Source organism: Bacteroidota bacterium (assembly GCA_016722375.1).
GTDB lineage: Bacteria > Bacteroidota > Bacteroidia > Chitinophagales > LD1 > Bog-950.
On record JADKJG010000010.1, the window covers coordinates 72,508 to 94,294 of the forward strand.

The window sequence follows — 21,787 nt, forward strand, 5'->3', positions numbered from 1 at the left end:
GTGATAGTGACTGAAATTAAGATTCTTCATCGCATTTTTGATATGACCCTGATTAACGGTAGGGTCATGTTGCATGAAAATGAAATCGCTTCTTGCTCTATGAAGATTTTCGTAGAACCCGAGAAGCAAGAACACAAAGAAAATATGGAGGGATGAAACATACCTATACTTTATCGGCAAAAACAACTTTTAAGGTTCGCTTCAACGAGTGTGACCCTTTGGGGATTGTTTGGCATGGGAACTATGCCAAATATTTTGAAGAGGGACGAGAATCTTTCTGTCAGGAGCATGGCTTGAATTATCTCAATTTATATAACAAAGGCTTTTCCACTCCGCTGATTCACATGGCTTCTGATTTTAAACGCCCTATTCGCTATCGCGATGCGGTGGTTATTGAAACGCTTTTCCGCAAAACCGATGCGGCCAAGATCATGTTTGATTACATCCTTCGTAAAGAGATTGGCGATGAAACCATTTGCACAGGCTCTACTACCCAGGTATTTGTAGAGAACGGAAGTCTATCACTATTGATGGTCGCACCGGAGGTTTTCGTGAACTGGAAAAAGAATGCGGAGGCAAGATGAAATCGGTCTATCTCGCTGCAGATAATATCTCCTCCCCTCTCGGGAAATCTACCAAAGCAAACTTTGAAGGGGTGAGCCAAGGTTTGACTTCTATTTGTTCTATCCAGAATGACGCTATTTCTCCCGTTTCTTTTTATGCTTCCCTATTTGAAAAGTCTTTCTGGCAGCAAACAGAAAATGAATTTACCCGCTTTGAAAAATTATGTATCACCTCCATCACAGAGGCTTTAAAACAAACCGAGATTTCTATTTCTTCTCCCGATACCCTTTTTATTCTTTCCACCACCAAAGGAAATATAGAACTCATCGAGAAAACAAAGGTGAATCGAGAAATTGCCGACCGCGTTTCTTTATTTAAAACAGCGGAAAACCTTACCCTCCATTTTAATTCGCCCAACAAACCATTAGTGATTTCCAATGCCTGTATTTCAGGGGTGTTGGCAGTAATTATTGCCAAGCGATTATTACAAGCCGGAAAATATCGCCATGCGGTTATTTGCGGAGCCGATGTTCTTTCTCGTTTTGTGATTTCAGGCTTTCAATCACTTTATGCCATGAGTACAAAACCCTGCAAGCCTTTTGACAAAAGCAGAGATGGCATCAACCTTGGCGAATGTGCTGCCACCATGATTTTGACTACCGAAAAAAATTATTCTAAAAATATTTTGATTAATGCCGGCGCAAGCACTAATGATGCCAATCATATTTCCGGCCCATCGCGTACCGGTCTGGAATTATCACACGCTGTTCAAACAGCTATCAGCGATAGCAGCCTTACGGCAAAAGATTTATCATTCATCTCTGCACATGGAACCGCTACTATATATAACGACGAGATGGAAGCCAAGGCTTTCTCTCATGCCTCGCTAAACGAAGTTCCCCTTCATAGCCTGAAAGGAAACTTCGGTCATACCCTTGGAGCCGCAGGTATTTTAGAATCCGTACTCACTTGCCATTCCTTGCTGGAAGGAGCAGTTCTGCCGAGCAGAAATTTTACTGAATCAGGTGTGTCTCAAACCGTAAACGTAAATACCTCATTCATTAAAAGCGATAAAAAACATGCGCTCAAAACCGCTTCCGGCTTCGGAGGTTGTAACGCGGCGATCATCTATTCAATCAACTAAAAAATAACCATCATGAAAAACGAAAAAGTGGACGTATTAGTGATTGGCGCCGGGCCTTCTGGCACCGTAGCGGCCTCCATCATCAACAAAGCAGGATTCAAAGTAAAGATCGTAGAAAAAGAAAAATTTCCTCGCTTCGTCATCGGCGAAAGTTTATTGCCTCGCTGCATGGAGGCCTTTGAAGAAGCAGGATTTTTAGATGCCTTAAAGAAACAAGGCTATCAGGAAAAGTTTGGTGCCAAATTCGTCAACCCAGAGAAAAAGGTGATGGACTTTAACTTCGACCATCAATTTACCAAAGGCTGGACGCATACCTGGCAAATGCCTCGCGCAGATTTTGACAACATCCTTGCAACCGAAGTACAAAAGATGGGCGTAGAGATTGAATTTCAAACCACCGTCACCGGAATTAAATTCGAGGGCACCAACTCTACCACTACCGTTACTGGTGTCGACGGCTCCGTGAGAACTATTGAAGCCCGCTTTATAGTAGATGGCTCCGGCTATGGACGGGTAATTCCTCGCCTGTTTCAGTTAGACCAGCCTTCCGATCTTCCTTCGCGCAAAACCATCTTTACCCACATACGCGACGATAAGAGAATGGAGTATGCAGAACCCAACCGCATCTTAATCATAGAACACCAACCCGGTGTGTGGGCTTGGTGCATTCCCTTTTCAAACGGCAACACCTCCTGCGGCTTCGTGAGCAAGCCCGATTTCTTCAACGATTTCACCGGTAGCCCCGAAAAACAACTTCGCGATATCATTGCTACCGAATGGAGCATAGCCGACCGTTTCAAAGATGCCTCCTTCCTCTTTGAACCAAAGATTCTACAATCCTGGTCCACCAGCACCAAACAGTTTTTTGGCAATGGCTATGTTCTGACCGGAAACGTGACCGAGTTTCTCGACCCGGTGTTTTCATCCGGTGTAACCCTCGCCGCCGCTTCATCTCAACTCGCCGCGCATCTGGTCATCAAACAACTGAAAGAGAGCAAGGTAGATTGGCAGAAAGAATATACCGACGTGATGATGGAAGGCGTAGAGACCTTCCGGTCCTACATCAATGCTTGGTATGACGGCTCGTTGCAAAAAATCTTCTTTGCCGAAGAAAGAAACCCCGAAGTCATCAGTCAAATCTGTTCTGTCCTTGCGGGCTACGTTTGGGACAATGAAAATCCCTACGTCAAAAATCACCGCACCCATATCGATCGCATGGTGCGATTGCTATCGGTGGGCAAAAAGCTGAAGGAATTGAACAATTAATTTTTTTGGGGCGGCTTACGGGCTTTCGCCTATATCTTTTTCTTAACTCTAAAATTATTCTGGAAAGAAAAAGGATGCCGGCTCTATCCCTGCCGCAGTGCAGCGCTCTTCATCAAAAATGTCTTTGATAGGCTTTCTCATTAAATAATAAACAGATGATGATTTCAACCTACAAAAGTCTTTGACACTTCTTTGGTTTATAAATTCAACGGGCTTTCGCTTTGCTTACTGGTGGCGTTTAATCTGCTATAAATTGGGAAACTAAACCTACGCAAGGGCGAGGAGAGCTATTTTTGGAAATTCCGTCTCTTTTTTCGCTCTTTGTAGCACAAGAAAAGCTGATGTACGCCATTTTTGGAAATTGTACTACATTCCTGAAATTTGTACGCCGTTTGGATCTCAATAGCGTACGTTTATTTCTTTTTGTACGCTATTGAGACCCAAACGGCGTACAAAAATTTTTTTTGGCGTACAATTCAATGCGTTTGTCGTACAAACCACTGTATTTGTCGTACAAATCGGGTCATTTGGCGTACATTTTTCAAAAACGTACGCCATTTTTGAAAAATGTACGCCATGGGCTAAAAATGTACTTGGACAGCAATAAATAGAGCCCGCATCTGCCAAAACTGCGTTCTTTTCTACGGATAGGCATCTATCCCACCGATAGATAATAGACTTCTTCGGAAAATCGTCCATTTGTCTCCCTCTGGAGGGAGTGTAAAGGGAGGAAATTAAACAAACCCGATTTTCCGAAGAAGTCTAATCTGAAATATAGAGCGCCGCACCCGCGGCAGGGATAGCGCGGAAATCCTTTTCTTCCTTTAAAAATTTATAGCGCAGAAAAGATTGGAGCAAAAGCCCGACACCGACCTTCCAAAAAAAATTAAATAGAGTAAGGTCGGGGTGCCGCCCAAAATAAATGATGGATGGTTGCGAAGCTGTTAATCGTACAGCTCGAACTTGATGCGGTCGCGGGTGTAGCCCATCGCGGTAAGGCGGTCGCGGGCCTCCTTTACCATTGCTTTCCAGCCGCAGATGTAGAAATGAGCCGGGCGCTTGTCAGCAAAAATTTCTTCATAGACTTGGTGTACATAGCCCAGTTTTCCGTTCCATGTTTCGGGCGTTTCGCGCGAAAGCACGGGGATGAACTTGAACTCGGGGTACTTGGCCTCATACTCCGCCATTTCGGTTTTGTACAAGATGTCGGCCTGATAGCGGCTGCCGAAGATGAGGTAGATGTTTTTGTGCGGTATGCCTTTGGTCATGATATGCTGGATCATAGAGCGGAAAGGCGCGATACCTGTTCCGGTGCAGATGAGGCAGAGGTCGTCTTCGATTTCGGGATGCAATACGAACTTGCCCAGCGGGCCAGCATAGGGCACCTTCACTCCTACTTTGTAATGATCCCACATGTGCGGCGTGCCGAGACCGGTAGGGTTTAGGACGATGAGTAGTTCGAACACGTTGTCTCCGCCGGGTGCAGAGGCAATGGAGTAGCTGCGGTGCGATACTTTGGAGATGATGGGCAGGTCGAGCAGCACAAACTGACCGGGCTTGAAGAAGAAATCTTCCAAGTGCGGCACTTTGAAATAAAAGCGCTTGGTGGTAGGCGTTTCTTCAACTATTTCAATGATTTCGGTATCGTGGTAATGGTGCGCCATATAGCTTGGTTTCCGATGTTGGGGTTTATGATTTTAAGCCTTCTTTCTTCGTTTCAAAGGCCGAATAAAACAAAATAAATGCTCTTAACAAATCGGGGTTTATAACATCGGGGCGCGTTCCACATCTGGGCGAAGGTTGTGGCGATAGACCGGGTAAATTGTGTATGTACATTACTCTCTTCTTTAGAAGGGGAAGCCGAGGTCAAAGCAGGACTTGGCAGTTGGGGACGAGCCAGAGCAAATCATCCACTTGGGCCGCGGTGATTTTGGTTCCTTTGAGGTTCAAAAGGCGCAGTTGTTTCAGGTTCCGGATTTCCTTCGGAATTTCGGCCAACGTTTTGTTGAAACTGATGTCAATGGTCTTTAGGGTATTGATAGCGACGAGTGGAAAAGGGATGCTGACGAAATGGTTGTAGCTGAAATCCACTATTTCCAACCAAGGGATATTCGACATTTCGGCAGGCAGGGTTTTTAAATTATTCTTCATCGCCACCAATCGTTTCAATTTCACCAATTTGCCCATTTCCTTTGGCAAACTGCTTAGTTGGTTGAAACCAATTTCCAGTTCCTCCAGCGTTCGAAGGCTGGCAATGGTGGATGGTAGCGCGGTAAGTTTATTGGAGGTCAGGTTGAGCTTCTTCAACTTCTTTAAGGCAAAAATTCCTTTGGGAAGTGCGGTAAGTTTGTTGGAGGAAAGATTAAGTTTTTCGAGATTGACCAGTTTTGAAATATCTTCCGAGACGGTGGTCAGCCCCTGTCCACTCAAATTGAGCGAAGTAGCCGTAGCAATATTCTTCAGTGCATCCGCCAATGATTTATATTCTTTGGCATCTGCACTGGTCACTACAAAAACCAGTAACAGAAGTAAAAACCTGCGAAACATTTCCGCGCTATCCTATTTTATCAAGCGCTTGCTTCAAATCCGCGATGAGGATATCAGGATCTTCCAATCCGATATAAAAACGTATTAAGGTGAAAGGATAAATGCTGGCATCGTAATTTTCTTTGGGATGAAAGGAGCAGGCCGGCATCAACAGCGATTCATGACCGCCCCAAGATACTGCCATTAGGAAACGCTTGAGGTTGTCGCAAAAAGTTTCGACCTCGTCAATGCTTTTAGCCTTCAACTGAATAGTGAATAAACCACCGCACCATTTCATCTGCTTCTTAGCCAACTCGTATTGAGGAAAAGACTTGGACCAAGGATAATACATCCGCTCCACCTTGGGATGCGCTTCCATAAATTCCACTACTTTTTCGGTCGAGGATTTTACTCGTTCCAAACGAAGAGGAAGGGTACGCAAACTGCGCAACATCAGCCAAGCATCGTTTGGAGAGATGATGGCACCCAGCATCATGAGCTGCGTAGCGAAAATTTTATCTATCATTTTCTGGTTGCTCATCAAATAGCCCGCTACTACATCACTGTGTCCACCAAAATATTTTGTTGCGGAATGAACTTCTATGTCAATACCCATTTCCAACACAGGCTGCCCCAAGGAATTGCAATAAGAATTGTCAATCACGGTTACAATATTGTGCTTTTTGGCCAGGCTGGTTACCGCCCGTATATCTTGCAATTCAAAAGTATAAGTGTTGGGGCTTTCGAGCATATAAAGTCGAGTATTGGACTTTGTGGCGTTCACAAAGTTCTGGATATCTGTGCCATCAATCATCGTGGTTTCAACGCCAAAACGATTGAGGTATTCGTTGAGCAAACGGTTTGTCCAGCTATAAGGCTTCTTTACACAAACCACATGGTCACCCGCTTTCACATTCGACATCACCGCCGCCGAAACAGCAGCAATTCCGCTACTGAAAACCAACGCATCTTCTGCACCGGCCAAAGCAGCAATTTTCTTTCTTAAAATCCGAACGGTGGGATTATTGCCTCGAGTGTATAACGATTCTTCATTCTCATGCTGAAAAGCATTGCGCATCGTCGCTACATCTTTAAAGCAAAAATTAGTACTCTGTATGATTGGCGGCGCTACGGCATTGAAATAATTCTCACGCTCTTCGCCTAAATGATTCAAAATGTATGATAAGTCCATGCAGCAAATATAGTGACTCTCTTTGTTTTTGCCAATGTCATTCTAAGTATATAGTAGAACTAAAGATAGGCAATAACTTTAACATTGTAGAAAATGCCAAATACATAAATTGCGCGCTATAAATATCTCTTGATGAAAAAATCACTACTCGCGTTCCTACTTATTATTACTTCATTCTCTTTGGCGTTTTCACAAAAAGGTTCGGTGAAAGGTTTTGTATATGATAAATCTAACGGTGAGGGGATTGCATTCGCTGCGGTTAAAGTAGAGGGAACCAATTTTGGTGCCTCTACCGACGATCAGGGGTTTTTCCATATTCCCAACCTCAAGACAGGAAGCTATAAACTAACATTCAGTTTTGTAGGATATGAATCAGTTGTTAAGGAAGTAGAGATTGTAAATAATGTATCCTTGAATCTCAAGATCATGATGAGTGCTGCATCGAAAGAATTGAGCGATGTGGAGATTAATGCAGAAAAGCAGAAGCGCAAAACGGAAAGCCGCGTATCAGTCATTTCTATTCGTCCGGCAGATATGCGCAAGATGCCTTCTATAGGTGGTGAACCGGATTTGGCACAATACTTACAACTGCTGCCCGGAATTATTTCTACCGGCGATCAGGGCGGCCAGGTGATCATTCGCGGAGGCACGCCGATTCAAACTCGTTTTCTTTTGGATGGAATTACCATTTACAATCCGTTTCACTCTATTGGTATGTTCTCTATTTATGAGACGGATCTGATACGGAACGTGGATGTATATTCCGGAGCCTTCCCTTCCCAATATGGAGGAAGAATTTCAGCGGTGGTGGATGTTACTACACGGGATGGCAACCGGAAGAAATTCAGCGGCAAGATAGGCGTCAGCCCTTTCATGGCTCATGCACTGCTGGAAATTCCGCTGATCAAAGAGCGAGAAGGGAAAAGTACTAGCGCCAGCCTGATTCTCAATTCTAAGATTTCGTTTTTAGATCAAGCTTCTAAGGCGCTGTACACCTATGCTGACAAAAATGGATTGCCCTATTCATTCTACGACGGGTATGGGAAATTTTCGCTTTCCATGGGTGGCAATAAACTGAATATCACCGGATTTAACTTTCATGACAAAACGAACTTTACCGATGCGCGTTATGTTTGGAACACCTTCGGTGTAGGTGGTAGCTTTTTGGCTGTACCCAAAAACTCTAACCTGTATTTCACCACCCACGCTAGCTATTCTCAATACACGATTAACCTGACCGGTGCAAATGAACCGGCTCGATCCAGCACCATTGGAGGGTTCAACGTAGGGATGGATTTCAGCTACTACATGAAGAACGGTGAATTGAAATATGGTTTGCTAGTAGAGGGAAACAAAACCGATTTTGAATTTGAGAATACTTATGGACAAAAGGTCACTCAGAACCAAAACACAACGGACCTCAGCGTGTATTTCAACTTCCATAAATACTACCGCAGGTTTGTGTTTGAGGCAGGAGGAAGGTTTCAGTATTACGGAAAAATAGGTGGCATTTCTCCCGAACCGCGATTCAGTATGAAATATAATGTGAATGATATTATCCGTCTGAAATTAGCGAGCGGGCTTTACTCACAAAACTTCTTGAGTACCAAAAGCGACCGCGATGTGGTGAACCTATTCACGGGATTTCTCTCCGCGCCGGATGAATCTACGCAAGATGCCAACGGGAAGGTATATGACAATATACGCAACATGCAGCGGAGTGTTCACGGGGTGTTCGGTATCGAACTCGACTTACCTAAGAATATCGTCGTTAACATCGAACCCTATTACAAATACTTCTGGCACCTGTTCAACATCAACCGATACAAACAGTTCAATACAGACGCCAATTTTTTGGTGGAGAGAGGCGATGCTTATGGGCTGGATATTTCTGCCAAGTGGCAGTGGAAAGGATTATACCTTTATGGAACGTACTCTTTGGCCTGGACCCATCGCTACGATGGACAACAGGAATATCCTCCTCACTTTGACCGCCGCCATAACGCCAACTTAATGGCATCGTATGCTTTTGGAAAGAAGCAGGATTGGGAAGTAAGTGTTCGATGGAATTTGGGTAGCGGTTTCCCATTCACCCAAACCCAATCATTATACGAGTCTAATCCATTCGACAACGGCATCGGAACAAACTATACTACCACTAATGGCCAACTAGGTATAATTTATGACACAAAAATTAACGGTGGCCGTTTACCCTATTATCACCGTTTAGACTTTTCGGCTCGTAAAATCTTTAATATCAAGGATAAACTCAAAATAGAAATTACACTAAGTGTAGCGAATGTGTATAATCGAAAGAATATTTTCTATTTCGATCGGATTACCTTCTCTCGCGTGAATCAACTCCCAATACTTCCTAGTCTGGCGGTGGCGTTTAGCTTTTAAGATTAGTCCTATCAGGGATCAGACAATCTCCTCTAAGGAGGGTTTGGTTACTGGTCAATCTGTGCATCAAGAACCTTCATCATTCCAGCTGCTTTAAGTAAGAGTTCGTTATATTCTTTTTCGGGAATAGAATCTGCCGTAATAGCACTTCCCACACAGATGGAAATATACTTTTCATGAGCATGATAGAAGATACTGCGGATCACGACGTTCAAATCAAAATCTTGTTGTGGGGTGATATATCCCACAGCCCCGGAGTATAAACCTCGCTTAAAATCTTCATAATGCTCAATGTTCTTCATCACCTCTACTTTGGGAGCGCCGGTCATGCTGCCCATAGGAAAGGCGTTTTCGATGACCTCGGCAAAATCTACCCCCTCTCGAAGTTCAGCACTGACAGTAGAAATCATTTGATTCACGGTGTTGAATTCATAGATATCACATAGCTCTTCCACTTTTACACTTCCTGCTCTCGAGGTGCGCGACAAATCATTTCGGACCAAATCAACGATCATCACGTTCTCTGCAATTTCCTTCTTATCCCTTCGGAGTTCCTCTTTTAAGCCTTTGTTTTCTTCCTCGGTATTTCCTTTATGTATGGTCCCTTTAATAGGTTGGGAAACGATTCTCCCGGATTCATTTTTCAGAAACCGTTCCGGGCTGGCGCAAAGCAGAAATTTATCGTGATGTTTAAAGAAGCAACTGAAGGAGCTTTTGACTGCTCGTTAAGTTTCAAAAATGTTTCAACCGGATGAATCTTTCCATGATGCGTATAAAATTCATTGCAGTAATTCATTTCATAGAAATCACCACGGGCGATTTGATATTTTATCTGCTCAACATTTTGCAAATATTTTTTGCGGCTTGTCCTCGCTTGTAACTGAAGTGGTTTGTGGTCAAGCGGTATTGGGATATGAACCTTATCAATATGTTCTAGTAGCTCAAAAGTCTCAGGATAATTCCTATTCACCGTTAGTTGATTCCCTTCAATTTGCAGCAGATACCTTGGTTTGAAAAAATACAAATCGGGAAACTGCAGAATATCCGAATGTCGGCTTTGAGTTTTAGAGGTTTGGTTTTTAAGATCGTAGGAAAAGAAACCGAAAATATCAGTGTCCGTATTTTTCTGGAATGCTCTCAGCTTTTCAAAAGCCTTACTTCCACAAGAGACCTCATCCAGCGCATCAATAGCCAATACCCAATCTTTGCTCCGATACTTATCTTTTGGATAATCGTTGCTGTCGAGCAAAGCGATTATTGGAAAATGATTCGCCCAATAAAGAACCTTTTTTTTAAAGGTGGGGAGGTCAGAAAGGGAAATAGTTGTTGAATCCGGGGGTGAGATATCCTTCTTCATAACCATGAAGGAAAATCAGGATACCGATTCCAACGTTTTCTTGAAAAGTAGTTTCTCCCTTTCAGGGCCAGTAGAAATCATGCTGATATTAGTTTGCAGATATTCTTCCACAAAAGCAAGATAGCCTATGAAAGTTTCTGGTAAGTCGTCGTATGAAGAGAAATTCCTCAAATCAGTTTTCCAACCACATAGTTTGTGATACACTGGTTTGATGTTGGTGTGGACTATATCAAAGGGAAGTTCTTTCGTTTGCTTTCCTTCAATTTCATAATCCGTGCAGACTTCAATAGCTTCAAAATCATTTAATACGTCTGCTTTGGTCATGGCGATTTGAGTCACTCCATTCACCATGATGGCATATTGTAGTGCAGGTAAGTCCAACCATCCGGTACGCCGAGGTCGCCCGGTGGTGGCACCAAACTCATTTCCTGCCTGACGCAAACGTTCGCCGGTCGCATCATTTAATTCCGTCGGGAAAGGACCACTTCCCACTCTAGTTGCATAAGCCTTCGCAATTCCGATGACTTCCTTTATTTTATTAGGTGGAATACCCAATCCGTTACAAGCACCAGAGGTGATAGTATTTGAAGAGGTAACAAAAGGATATGTTCCGAAATCAATATCTAACATAGTGCCCTGCGCCCCTTCGGCTAAAATGCTTTTCCCTTTGCTCAAAGCATTATTCAGAAAATACTCAGAATCAATCAGGTTCAGAGACCGCATAAAGTCAATCGCCTCAAACCAAACTTCTTCGCTCTCAGTCAAAGAAAATTCAAAGTCATAAATCTTGAGAAGGTGCAAATGCTTTTCCTTCACCTTTTCATATAATGATTTGAAATCCTTGCTTAATACATCGCCCACTCGCAGACCATTCCTGCCGGTCTTATCCATATAAGTTGGAGAGATACCGCGCAACGTTGATCCTATTTTGCTTTCTCCTTTATGTGCCTCCGAAGCGGCATCCAAAATTTTATGTGTCGGGAGAATAAGGTGTGCCTTTTTGGAAATAAACAATCGCTTGTTTATCTCAACCCCTTTAGCAGACAACTGTTCAATCTCCTTTTTTAATGTAACAGGATCAATGACCACGCCGTTGCCAATTACATTCATTGGCCTGTCATGCAAAATGCCGGAAGGCACCGTGTGCAAAACTGTTTTGACTCCATCAATCACTAGAGTATGCCCTGCGTTCGGCCCACCCTGAAAACGTGCTATGATATCATATTGACCAGCAAGATGATCCACAATCTTTCCCTTTCCCTCGTCTCCCCATTGAAGACCTAATAGAATATCTACCTGCATGTGTATTAATTAAACATTAAAAATGTTGGATACCACGGATTAAACGCCTTTAAGAAAATTGATGGCTGCCACTTCATCATCAAAAGATCTGAATATACTTTCGAGCTTAGTCATTTGTAAAAGTTTTTTCATCTGGTCAGGTAGTGAACATATAGATAGTTCCCCTCCCGAGTTCCGGACCTTACCTACTGCAGTAAGCAACATGCCCAAGCCGGTACTGTTGATAAATTTCATTTCTCCCAGATTAAACAACACCTTTTTATTCCCAGTGTCCACCTGATTTTTTATCAAATCCATGACCACACCGTTGGTATGTTCTCCCAACAAATTCCCTTCAATATAAATTACCAGAATTCCGTCTTTAATCTCGTTTCTCATTCGATAGTTGTTTTACTGATTGTTTTTTAATTAATTTTTTATCGGCACCTTCGATTTCTCGTTTTAACTGACAACTTCCACAAATCCCGTACATATTTAATGAATGGTGCGTAATTTGGAAATTTAATAACTCACCCATCATACTTTTAATCTGTTGAATGCGTGGGTCGCAAAATTCAACTACTTTTTTACAATCCACACAAATAATATGGTCATGTTGTTTATAACCATAGCTTTTTTCATATTGAGCCAGATTCTTTCCAAATTGATGTTTCCTTACCAAATCACATTGGATTAAGAGATCCAATGTGTTATAAACCGTCGCCCGACTTACATTCAATCGTTTTTTTTTAAGATCGTGAAATAGAGATTCCGCATCAAAGTGGTCCGTTCGAGAATATATTTCTTCCAGAATAGAAATCCGCTCGTTTGTCTTTCGGAGCGCCTTATTTTCAAGATAAGCGGAGAAGATATTTTTTACCTCCTCAAATTGTTGATTATGGCCAGTAGAAATCACACTCAAAAATATAAAGTTTAGGCTCTTATTAGCAAGCCACAAATATACCTGCTATAATTAAGATGGTTATCTGCTTTTGTAACCGATGGCAACAAAGTTTGGATAATACACTCGAGAAAACTGAAACTGGGAAAAGCACTCGCTCCATATTGGTAGACTAATATTGTTTATTTTTGGCGCATGAAGAAAAAAGACAAACAAGAATCCGTAAAAATCATCTTAGCAGAACTCGACAAAGGAGGGTATCATCTGTTTTTAAATGTCAGCGTAAATGGAAAAAAATGTCGCTTTCTGATTGATACAGGTGCATCAAAAACAGTAATAGATAAAGGCTATTTTGAAAAGAATGAGGGCAAAAAAAATCTGGTCGCCTTGAAACAAGAAACCGCCGGACTTCATTCATCTGTGGCCGAATCCTATTATGGAAAAATCAAAGAGTTGAAAATAGGAAAACATAAAAAAGCGAATTTTAAGATAGCAGCTATTGACCTGTCTCATGTTAACAATGCCTACAAAAAATTAAGTCTTCCAAAAATTCAGGGAATCTTAGGCTCCGAGTTGATGTTGGAACACAAAATGATTGTAGATTATGGTCTGATGAAGATTATACTACCTTAACTAAAAAAGCATTGGCGGTTTTCTTCATTTTGCTAAATTTGTGCAGCTAATTAATAAAGTGAAGAATAATACTAGCTCTAATACTCGTCGGCTCGTTATCAGTTTAGGTTTTCTATACCTGATTCACTTGGTTTCCATAAATACCTTGGTTGCTAACCTTTATTCCGTTCAAACTTCTAATCATACAGGTAGTAGTTTATTATGTGTTTCAGATGATAAAAATCCCACAAATACAGATAAGAGTCCTTATTGCATACACATTACCAAACATATTGTTTCCACTTCTTCGAGGTTAGTAGCTAAGTTAAATGAAACAACATGTTCTCATTGCTTATTTGATTTAACTTGGTTACAGCAACCGAAATTTATTGGTTATGAAGACAGAAATACTTTCTCTCTTCCAGATGATGCCTATAGGCGTTATCAGCTATTTCATGTCTTTCTAATTTGATTTATTGAATTTTCAACCCTGCAATCAGCTCTGAAACAGAACTGATTGCAGGGTTATGATATGGCATAGCAATATGTCGTCGGCAACGAGACAGGCGGTAAACGTTTGGGTGGTAAGCTGCCTGTTCTCGCTCGCCCGACAAAAAAAGTAGCGTGATGTTCTTTGATTATAGATTATAGCATAGCAATATGCTTTCGGCAACAAGGCAGGCAGTAAACGTTTGGGTGGTAAGCTGTCTGTCCTTGCTTGTCCGATCTTATTTGTGTAAATCCTCATCAACTTATGGCATAGCAATATGTCGTCGGCAACGAGACAGGCGGTAAACGTTTGGGTGGTAAGCTGCCTGTTCTCGCTCGTCCGACAAAAAAAGTAGCGTGATGTTCTTTGATTATAAATTATAGCATAGCAATATGCTTTCAGCAACGAGGCAGGCAGTAAACGTTTGGGTGGTAAGCTGCCTGTCCTCTGTTGTCTGAATATAGTTTGATTCATTCCACCTCCTTTTATCCGCTAAGACTATTATTTTCGAAAAACCTTTTTGGCCCAATATATCGGCCGGATGGCAGATGATGCAGATAAACCAATATGAGCTAACTAAGGAAATTAAACAGGAGGCAAAGCGCTTAGGTTTTGATTCCTGCGGGGTTTCCAAAGCAGAAGAGCTTACAGAAGAAGCTAAGATACTTGAAGCATGGCTAAATCAACCCATGCAGGGCAAAATGAGCTACATGGCGAATCATTTTGACAAACGAACGAATCCGCAGAATCTGGTGGAGGGAGCCAAAAGCGTTATCTCCCTTTCTTTTAATTATTATACCGACAAAAAGCAAAGAGATATTCAATCTCCCAAGATTGCTATGTATGCCTTAGGCAATGACTACCACGATTTTATTCGAGATAGACTAAATAACTTTGTACAATTTATCCGGCAGAAAGTCGGAGAGATAAGTATCCGCAGCTTCGTAGATTCCGCACCTGTGATGGAACGTGTCTGGGCACAACGTGGAGGGATTGGCTGGGTAGGAAAAAACAGCAATATTCTTTCAAAACGGAAAGGATCCTATTTCTTTTTGGCTGAAATCATTCTTGATGTAGCCCTAGAATACGATTCGCCGGTCAAGGATTATTGTGGTGCATGTACCCAATGTATTGACGCTTGTCCAACAGATGCCATTTACGAACCTTATAAAGTAGATGCCAGCAAGTGTATTTCCTACTTTACTATTGAACTGAAAGATGAAATATTGCCAGAGGATTATAAAGGCAAGTTCGAAAACTGGATGTTCGGTTGCGATATTTGCCAACAAGTCTGCCCGATTAATTCTCAATCTACTCGTCACCAAGAACCTGAATTAGAACCGTCTGAGCAATTATTAAATATGACCCGACAAGATTGGGAAGATTTGAATGAAGAAACCTTCAAACAACTGTTTCGCCTCTCACCAATCAAGCGAACTAAATTCAAGGGCTTGAAAAGAAATATTAACTTCCTGTTTTCAAAATAATTTCCTTGCAGTATCAATCATTAAAGTAGTCCTATGAAATCAACGACATTCATTCTCCTTTTTTCTCTTTTGCTTGCCTCCTGTGCTGAGGAAAGAAATGATGCCGTCAAGAGTCAATCTCCCGATGGTCATATTACGCTAACCGTTTCTGCCAAACGAGAATCTGCATTTTCTCCTTGGAGTACGAACCTGGTTGCGCAAGGGGAGGGGTTGAAAGGAAATATCAGTTTCGAGTTTTATGCAAAGGATATAAATGATGAAACAGTTAAGTTTGAGTGGGAAGGAAGTGAAACCTGCACCGTAACTTTTATGCAGCAGGACGATACCAAAAGAGTTTTTGAGTTTACTCCAAATTCAAGTTTAGGTATGTGGAAAGATTTGACGGAGAAATAAAAATCAGTGTATTCGATCACCACGAATGTCGAGGCTCTTCATAATGCCTGCCTCATATTCTAGCCATTCATCCCACCGCTTCAATACTTTGTCCTTGCCGCCAAAATCGCAAGCCATATCCAGAAATAGCTTGTAATGCCCTGCCTCGCTCACCATCAGGTTTTTATAGAACTGCTTCAAATCATCATCCTCCATATTTTGAGAAAGTAGTTTGAATCGTTCACAACTGCGCGCCTCGATCAAAGCAGAAAACAACAATTTCTCTACCAAGGAGTTTACCCGCGAGCCTCCTGTTCTAACAAACTTGCGTAATTCATTTACATAAACATCCTTTCTCTGTAGCCCCAGTTTCAAGCCCCTCTTTTTCAAATGCTCCACCACCAACTCAAAGTGGCCCCACTCTTCTTTCACTATCGGGGACAAGGCCTCCACCACCGCTTCAAAGTCAGGATAATTCTGAATCAGGGAGATGGAAGTAGAAGCGGCTTTCTGTTCGCAATAGGCATGGTCAGTAAGAATTTCTTCTATTGACTTTCCCGCCAAATCGGCCCAACGCGGGTCTGTAGGTAATTTTAATCCAAGCATATTATCCTGTTATCCTCTTAATTTTCGGCTAAAATAATCATTGGCTACTCTCTATCCTTGCCCTGCCTTTTTCTACTTTCACGCACCATGAAATTGCTCATTCTCCGTTTTTCCTCTATTGGCGATATCGTATTGACTACGCCTGTCATTCGCTGCCTGAAAAATAAATTTCCCGAGGCCGAGATACATTACGCAACTAAAGAAGCCTTTAAGAATATTCTTCAACACAATCCATACCTCACCAAAATTCATTCGCTCCAAGATTCGATGGTAAGGCTGGCAGAAACATTAAAAAAAGAAAGCTTCGATTACATCATAGACCTGCACCATAATCAAAGAACCTTACAACTCAAATTTATATTAAACACACCTTCCTCTTCTTTCGACAAAATCAATCTGGAAAAATGGTTGATGGTGAATTTCAAAATCAACCAACTGCCAAAGCAGCACATTGTTGATCGCTACCTTAAAGCCTGCAAAGAGTTTGAAATAATAAACGACGGCGAAGGACTGGATTACTTTATATCACAGGACGACCACGTGAATGTTGAAAGTATCTTTCCGGACCTACGCAACGGATATATCGCTTGGGTGATTGGCGCAAAGCAAAACACCAAAAAATTTCCACCCGATAAAATCGCACGTATTCTTTCTCAAATAGAGTATCCGGTTGTTCTCTTGGGAGGAAAGGAAGATTTCGGGCAAGGCGAATCAATTATCTCCGCTATCCAAAATTCACGATCAAAGGTGTTCAATGCCTGTGGCAAATATTCACTTAATCAATCTGCCTCGCTGGTTCAACAGGCGAAGTTGGTATTGACCAATGACACCGGGCTGATGCACATAGCTGCCGCATTTAAAAAACCTATTATTTCCTTTTGGGGAAATACCATACCGGAGTTTGGAATGTCGCCCTATTATGGAAGGCATCAGGTGACCAACAAGAGATTTGAAATTAAAGACTTGAATTGTCGTCCCTGTTCAAAACTAGGTTATGATGCCTGTCCGAAGGGACATTTTGATTGCATGAATAAATTAGATGAACCGGAAATAGTTTCTTCCATCCAACATTTTCTTCGGACTGATACTTTCACAGTATGAGCAATATTGAAGCACCGGTACAGTTAGAAAGCGGTTGGAAAGAATTGCTGTCGGACGATTTTCAAAAGCCCTACTTCCCGCTTATCAAAAAGTTTATTCTCGAACAAAAAGCAAAAGGCAAAAAGGTTTATCCGCCCGGTCCGCTCGTGTTCAATGCCTTTAATCTAACGCCACTTGAGCAACTCAAAGTGGTGATTATTGGCCAAGACCCCTATCACGGCGCGGGGCAGGCACACGGTCTTTGTTTTTCGGTGCCGATGGGTGTCAAGCCTCCGCCATCGTTGGTAAATATCTTTAAAGAAATCAATAACGATTTAGGTATTGCTCCCCCCAATCATGGCAATCTGGAAAAATGGGCAAAGCAGGGTGTCCTTTTGCTCAATGCCTCGCTCACAGTGAATGAAAGCGAAGCCAATTCTCATGCTAAATGTGGTTGGCAAACTTTCACGGATGCTGTTATCAAAAAGATTTCCGAATCTAAAACCGGTATTGTTTTTCTGTTGTGGGGACGATTCGCGCAAGATAAAGAGACATTGATTGATATGTCCAAACATATTGTGTTCAAGTCGGCGCATCCATCACCTTTTTCGGTAACGCATTTTTATGGATGCAAACATTTCTCGAAAACAAACGAAGCGCTCAGGCAACAAGGTAAAGAACCTATAGACTGGAGTCTTTAACAAACCGGTACCGGTTCACACAAGCGGAACAATCAGCACCGGTATCTTTGATTCTTTAATAATCTCAGCCGACACACTTCCCACAAAGGCCTTGTACAAAAATCCATGTTCCTGACGGCCAACAATAATCAAATCAATGTTTAATTTTTCTGCTTCTGCCATCACCATCTCGATGGTGGAACCCTGTATCAGCAGTCCTTCTGCCTCAATGCCTTTAGCAGTGAACCGGCTCGCATACTCCTGAAGTTTCCGATGTTCATCGCGCAATTCCTCCGCGCGGCTGTCGCGAATATATTGTGGCCCTACTCCATAACCCACAAAATCCGGGTCCGGAGCGGCAATATGCAATACCCATACTTTTGATTTAAAGGCAGTAGCTATTTCTAATGCCTTATCTACCAGCAGCGATTCTTGTTCGCTAAAATCTATGGTTACTAATATGTTTTTCATGGATAAATGTTTTCGGTATCAAGTTTATAAATCTACCTCATTCAATCATCTTGAAGCAGCCTCTTATTTCGTGAAGCAAATTAATAAACCTAATCCAATAAATAAATGAGTGATTTCAACAGAAGCAATTTTGATTGAATATCTGTGTCTTATCGGTATCAATCCGTGCCACCTGTGCGCTATTCTATCTTGTTATTGAAAGCACTCACTTAGGTTACTTAAAATCATACGCTATGATTTGAAGAACAAGAGTTGAACATCATTTATGAATGAATAATAGTTAAAAGCGCTAGAAAGGACAAGAGAGCAAACATGTTAGCTAAAAACACCTATGCAAAATTTAATCACCGCTTGACAAAATTCTATGAGGATACAAAACATGGTAAAGATTACCGCAATCGGGAATTGCGGCAATCCACTTATATCTAGTTGGCTTGCCGCAAGTTTTACCATATTTATAGCGGATAATAGATGTTGTACGCAACCCTAAAGCGAAACTCCGCTCACCTTCAAGAGACAGGATATTCAAGTGGAAGCCCCTAACAGTCCAACGCAAGACTTAACTGTTAATTAAGTATGAATCTATCTGAACCCTACCATTATGAAGATAAAGCACGTCTGTTTGCATATTATTTTCTCCAATGCAAGGATAAAGCCATTTCTTTGACTTATGAAAACAGTAATACTGATACCTATGGAAGCCATTAGGCAATATTTTAAACCAAATTTTAAAAATTTTATGAAAACATTTATTTGTTCTTTTACTATATTACTTTTTTCCTTATGTGCTAAAGGACAGGAAAGCAACCCCTTTACCATCGGATTTGAAAAAAGTTCACCATCAAAAATATTAGGTGAACAACGTAAAGTTTGGATTCATATTCCAAACAGCAATGGAGGAGATGAAAATACCGGCAAAGGACGTTACCCGGTAATTTATTTATTAGACGGAGATGCCAATTTTAATAATGTCGTTAGCATAACGGAATTCATAAGTAACGCAGGTCTTTGTCCCCCAATGATCGTTGTTGGGATTTTGCATCCTGCCCGAATGACGGATCTAACATTTGGTACAGATAAAGAAACTCCCGGTATCGTTGGAAATGGCGAAAAATTCATGCTCTATGTAGAAAAGGAATTGATGCCGTACATCGAATCGAATTACCCAGCAGCTCCTTATAAAATCTTCATTGGTCACTCTGTTGGCGGACTAACTGTTGTAAATACGCTGATACATCATCCAAATTTATTCAATTCGTATGTTTCTCTTGATGGTGCTTTGTGGTGGAACGATCATCAAATTGTTAAGGATGCAAAAACAACGTTAACAAAAACAAATTATAAAGGGAAAACCTTGTTTATCGCATTGGCAAACCGAATGGAGAAAGGAATGGATACATTGAAAGTTCAAACGGATACTACTGAGGGTACTGAACTTATCCGCAGCAATCTGGAATTCATTAAAGATATTTTCAAGAACAAAACAAATCAATTACGTTTCCAACATAAATATTATGAAAATGACGATCACGGTTCTGTTCGGTTGATCGGTGAGTATGATGCTCTCCGGTTTATTTTTGAATATTACAAATTGAAAATTTATAATAGTGACCTGGACGACCCCCATTTTAAATTGGATTCTTTATTAACAACACACTATAATAATGTTTCTGAGCAAATTGGCTATCCCGTTAAGCCAGATGAAAGCCTGGTTAATGGTCTTGGATATTATATGCTGAGGCAAAAACAATTTATTAAGGCAGAGGCACTGTTTAAACTAAATATTGCAAACTACCCGGAAACCGCTAATTGTTATGATGGATTGGGTGATTTGTACCTGGCAAAAGGTGACAAATTAAAAGCCATAGAGAGTTTCAAAAAAACCTTAACGTTTAAATTAATTCCTGAAACAAAAGAAAAGCTTGAAAAATTATTAAAGGAAAAAAAGTAAAGTTCAATATTGCAACCATCATTCGTGCGACACAGACAAACTTAACAGATAAGCGAGCAGAAAGGTATGCGTACAACATCGGTTTGGCAATACGACGGGTATAGTGCTAAATCCAAGATTTTTGCTTCCTTTGAAGTTCAGTGATAATAGAAAGTTTCTCCTTTTTTATCCGCCACATCGCCAAGCCGAAAAACGTTATACCGATTGTCCAAGCTACTTATTCTAAAATCTTTACTATTTGATTCGATTCATTTGACAATGATTGAACATTAAGCAGTCAAAAACATTTGTAGGTGTTTATTGAAATCATCCGGCTGTTCAAGATTGGATACGTGTCCTGCATTATCAATAACCTTTAGGATTGAACCTTTGATTTCCTTATTCATAAATTCGGATTGTACAAGAGGTGTTATTACATCTTCTCTGCCACAGATAATCAAAGTAGGAATAGCAATTGTGTGTAAACAGGAACAGGTTTCAGACCGTTCAGCAAGCGCAATGAGTCCTTCAGCCATGATTTTTTGCGTATTAGAAAACACAACCCTTCGTAGCTTTTCAACCACTTCTTTCTTGTTGTTTAGCGAATCCTTGTAAAAGACTCCTTTTATAAATCCTTCGTTGAATGCTGTTACTCCTTCATCCCGAATTTGGCTGATTGATTTGTAACGCTTTTCTTTCGCTTCAGGCGTATCGGCAATACATTGTGTATCGCATAAAATTAAAGATTGGAAGCGCTGAGGGAATCTTTTCATTGCATTTAGCGCTATGTACCCTCCCATAGAAAGCCCGCAAACTATTGCTTTGTCAATTTGTAATTTATCAATAAACATTATTAAGTCTTCAACAAACAAGTCAATGCTTAATGATGCTTTCTCATCCCTTGATTTTCCAAATCCGCGAATATCATAAGCGATAACCCGGCTTGATGACTTTAAAAATTCGAGTTGGCTGTGCCACATTGTTTTGTCGAATGGGAAACCATGAAGAAAGACGACTGGAATACTCCCTTCCCCAATATCGTCATAAGAAATATTGATGTCATTTACTTCGATAGTTAGATTGTATCCTGTAGCTGTTGTTTTCATTTTTATTCTCTATTGTTTTTTCCGTACAATGATGATTCTCTTTATACTGAATACCCTTACATAAATAGTAAAACGATTTATATAATTCACACTTTCTTCCCTACAAAGCAATGCCATTAAGTTAAGGATTTCGACTGCGATGCGGTTTTCAAGGTTCATTCTAATAAGTGTTTGAATCTGAATTCCCCGTAGCTATTATCATGGCTAAAGCCATTTAGCATGAGCCGGATGCTCACCACGCTGAAGCGTGGTGTTATAACTCCGCCATTTATGGCGGAGTATTTGGTGTAAAACTGGTTTGGCTTTAGCCACAAATAAT

The 21,787-nt window shown here is 41.2% G+C and carries 20 protein-coding genes and 1 pseudogene; 11 read left to right on the forward strand and 10 right to left on the reverse strand.

The window, feature by feature from the left end:
• The 4 genes from IPP77_14160 to IPP77_14175 are packed head-to-tail and all read left to right on the forward strand — an operon-like array spanning position 1 to position 2,974.
• Positions 1-156, forward strand: a complete 156-nt coding sequence (locus tag IPP77_14160) for a hypothetical protein (GenBank protein MBL0310766.1) — start codon at positions 1-3, stop codon at positions 154-156.
• Complete coding sequence (locus tag IPP77_14165; protein ID MBL0310767.1) at positions 153-584, forward strand: acyl-CoA thioesterase; 432 nt, start codon at positions 153-155, stop codon at positions 582-584. Before IPP77_14160 ends, IPP77_14165 begins: the two co-directional genes overlap by 4 nt.
• Positions 581-1,708, forward strand: coding sequence for a beta-ketoacyl synthase (locus tag IPP77_14170; protein ID MBL0310768.1), 1,128 nt, complete (start codon positions 581-583; stop codon positions 1,706-1,708). The genes IPP77_14165 and IPP77_14170 overlap by 4 nt, the downstream gene beginning before the upstream one ends.
• A 12-nt stretch (positions 1,709-1,720) precedes the next feature.
• Positions 1,721-2,974: a tryptophan 7-halogenase gene (locus IPP77_14175; GenBank protein ID MBL0310769.1), complete on the forward strand. Its 1,254-nt coding sequence runs from the start codon at positions 1,721-1,723 to the stop codon at positions 2,972-2,974.
• A 944-nt stretch (positions 2,975-3,918) separates the two neighbouring features.
• On the opposite strand, the gene IPP77_14180 is transcribed toward IPP77_14175, so the two are convergent.
• The 3 genes from IPP77_14180 to IPP77_14190 form a co-directional block, all read right to left on the reverse strand.
• Complete coding sequence (locus IPP77_14180) at positions 3,919-4,638, reverse strand: oxidoreductase (protein MBL0310770.1); 720 nt, start codon at positions 4,636-4,638, stop codon at positions 3,919-3,921.
• A 202-nt stretch (positions 4,639-4,840) separates the two neighbouring features.
• Positions 4,841-5,521: a leucine-rich repeat domain-containing protein gene (locus tag IPP77_14185; GenBank protein MBL0310771.1), complete on the reverse strand. Its 681-nt coding sequence runs from the start codon at positions 5,519-5,521 to the stop codon at positions 4,841-4,843.
• A gap of 7 nt (positions 5,522-5,528) precedes the next feature.
• Complete coding sequence (locus IPP77_14190; GenBank protein MBL0310772.1) at positions 5,529-6,692, reverse strand: aminotransferase class I/II-fold pyridoxal phosphate-dependent enzyme; 1,164 nt, start codon at positions 6,690-6,692, stop codon at positions 5,529-5,531.
• Between the two features lie 132 nt (positions 6,693-6,824).
• Here IPP77_14190 and IPP77_14195 point away from each other — a divergent pair, with 132 nt between their 5' ends.
• Positions 6,825-9,095, forward strand: a complete 2,271-nt coding sequence (locus tag IPP77_14195) for a TonB-dependent receptor (protein MBL0310773.1) — start codon at positions 6,825-6,827, stop codon at positions 9,093-9,095.
• Between the two features lie 47 nt (positions 9,096-9,142).
• Here the strand turns inward: IPP77_14195 and IPP77_14200 are convergent.
• The 4 genes and pseudogenes from IPP77_14200 to IPP77_14215 form a co-directional block, all read right to left on the reverse strand.
• Positions 9,143-10,203: pseudogene (locus IPP77_14200) on the reverse strand (anthranilate synthase component I family protein).
• A gap of 264 nt (positions 10,204-10,467) precedes the next feature.
• Positions 10,468-11,754, reverse strand: coding sequence for an adenylosuccinate synthase (locus tag IPP77_14205; GenBank protein ID MBL0310774.1), 1,287 nt, complete (start codon positions 11,752-11,754; stop codon positions 10,468-10,470).
• A 39-nt stretch (positions 11,755-11,793) separates the two neighbouring features.
• A complete protein-coding gene (locus tag IPP77_14210; GenBank protein ID MBL0310775.1) occupies positions 11,794-12,132 on the reverse strand; it encodes an STAS domain-containing protein in 339 nt (112 codons plus the stop codon).
• Entirely contained in the window at positions 12,116-12,646 is a 531-nt protein-coding gene (locus tag IPP77_14215) for a transcriptional repressor (GenBank protein MBL0310776.1), read from the reverse strand. Before IPP77_14215 ends, IPP77_14210 begins: the two co-directional genes overlap by 17 nt.
• Positions 12,647-12,829: 183 nt before the next feature.
• On the opposite strand from IPP77_14215, the gene IPP77_14220 reads away from it, so the two are divergent.
• The 3 genes from IPP77_14220 to IPP77_14230 all read left to right on the forward strand — a co-directional run bounded on the left by IPP77_14220 (position 12,830) and on the right by IPP77_14230 (position 15,616).
• Entirely contained in the window at positions 12,830-13,267 is a 438-nt protein-coding gene (locus tag IPP77_14220; GenBank protein ID MBL0310777.1) for a clan AA aspartic protease, read from the forward strand.
• A 1,020-nt stretch (positions 13,268-14,287) separates the two neighbouring features.
• On the forward strand, positions 14,288-15,223 hold the full coding sequence (gene queG, locus IPP77_14225) for a tRNA epoxyqueuosine(34) reductase QueG (protein MBL0310778.1): 936 nt from the start codon (positions 14,288-14,290) through the stop codon (positions 15,221-15,223).
• Between the two features lie 33 nt (positions 15,224-15,256).
• Entirely contained in the window at positions 15,257-15,616 is a 360-nt protein-coding gene (locus IPP77_14230) for a hypothetical protein (protein ID MBL0310779.1), read from the forward strand.
• Between the two features lie 3 nt (positions 15,617-15,619).
• Here IPP77_14230 and IPP77_14235 read toward each other — a convergent pair whose 3' ends face one another.
• Positions 15,620-16,201 carry a tRNA-(ms[2]io[6]A)-hydroxylase gene (locus IPP77_14235; protein MBL0310780.1) on the reverse strand — a complete coding sequence of 194 codons (582 nt, stop codon included), beginning with the start codon at positions 16,199-16,201 and terminating at the stop codon, positions 15,620-15,622.
• Between the two features lie 87 nt (positions 16,202-16,288).
• On the opposite strand from IPP77_14235, the gene IPP77_14240 reads away from it, so the two are divergent.
• Both IPP77_14240 and ung read left to right on the forward strand, forming a co-directional pair.
• Positions 16,289-17,302, forward strand: coding sequence for a glycosyltransferase family 9 protein (locus IPP77_14240; protein MBL0310781.1), 1,014 nt, complete (start codon positions 16,289-16,291; stop codon positions 17,300-17,302).
• Complete coding sequence (gene ung, locus IPP77_14245; protein MBL0310782.1) at positions 17,299-17,982, forward strand: uracil-DNA glycosylase; 684 nt, start codon at positions 17,299-17,301, stop codon at positions 17,980-17,982. The genes IPP77_14240 and ung overlap by 4 nt, the downstream gene beginning before the upstream one ends.
• Positions 17,983-17,997: 15 nt before the next feature.
• Here ung and IPP77_14250 read toward each other — a convergent pair whose 3' ends face one another.
• Positions 17,998-18,432 carry a universal stress protein gene (locus IPP77_14250; protein MBL0310783.1) on the reverse strand — a complete coding sequence of 145 codons (435 nt, stop codon included), beginning with the start codon at positions 18,430-18,432 and terminating at the stop codon, positions 17,998-18,000.
• Between the two features lie 670 nt (positions 18,433-19,102).
• Here IPP77_14250 and IPP77_14255 point away from each other — a divergent pair.
• A complete protein-coding gene (locus tag IPP77_14255) occupies positions 19,103-20,383 on the forward strand; it encodes an alpha/beta hydrolase (protein MBL0310784.1) in 1,281 nt (426 codons plus the stop codon).
• A gap of 269 nt (positions 20,384-20,652) precedes the next feature.
• On the opposite strand, the gene IPP77_14260 is transcribed toward IPP77_14255, so the two are convergent.
• Positions 20,653-21,468 carry an alpha/beta hydrolase gene (locus IPP77_14260; protein MBL0310785.1) on the reverse strand — a complete coding sequence of 272 codons (816 nt, stop codon included), beginning with the start codon at positions 21,466-21,468 and terminating at the stop codon, positions 20,653-20,655.
• Positions 21,469-21,787: the final 319 nt, after the last annotated feature.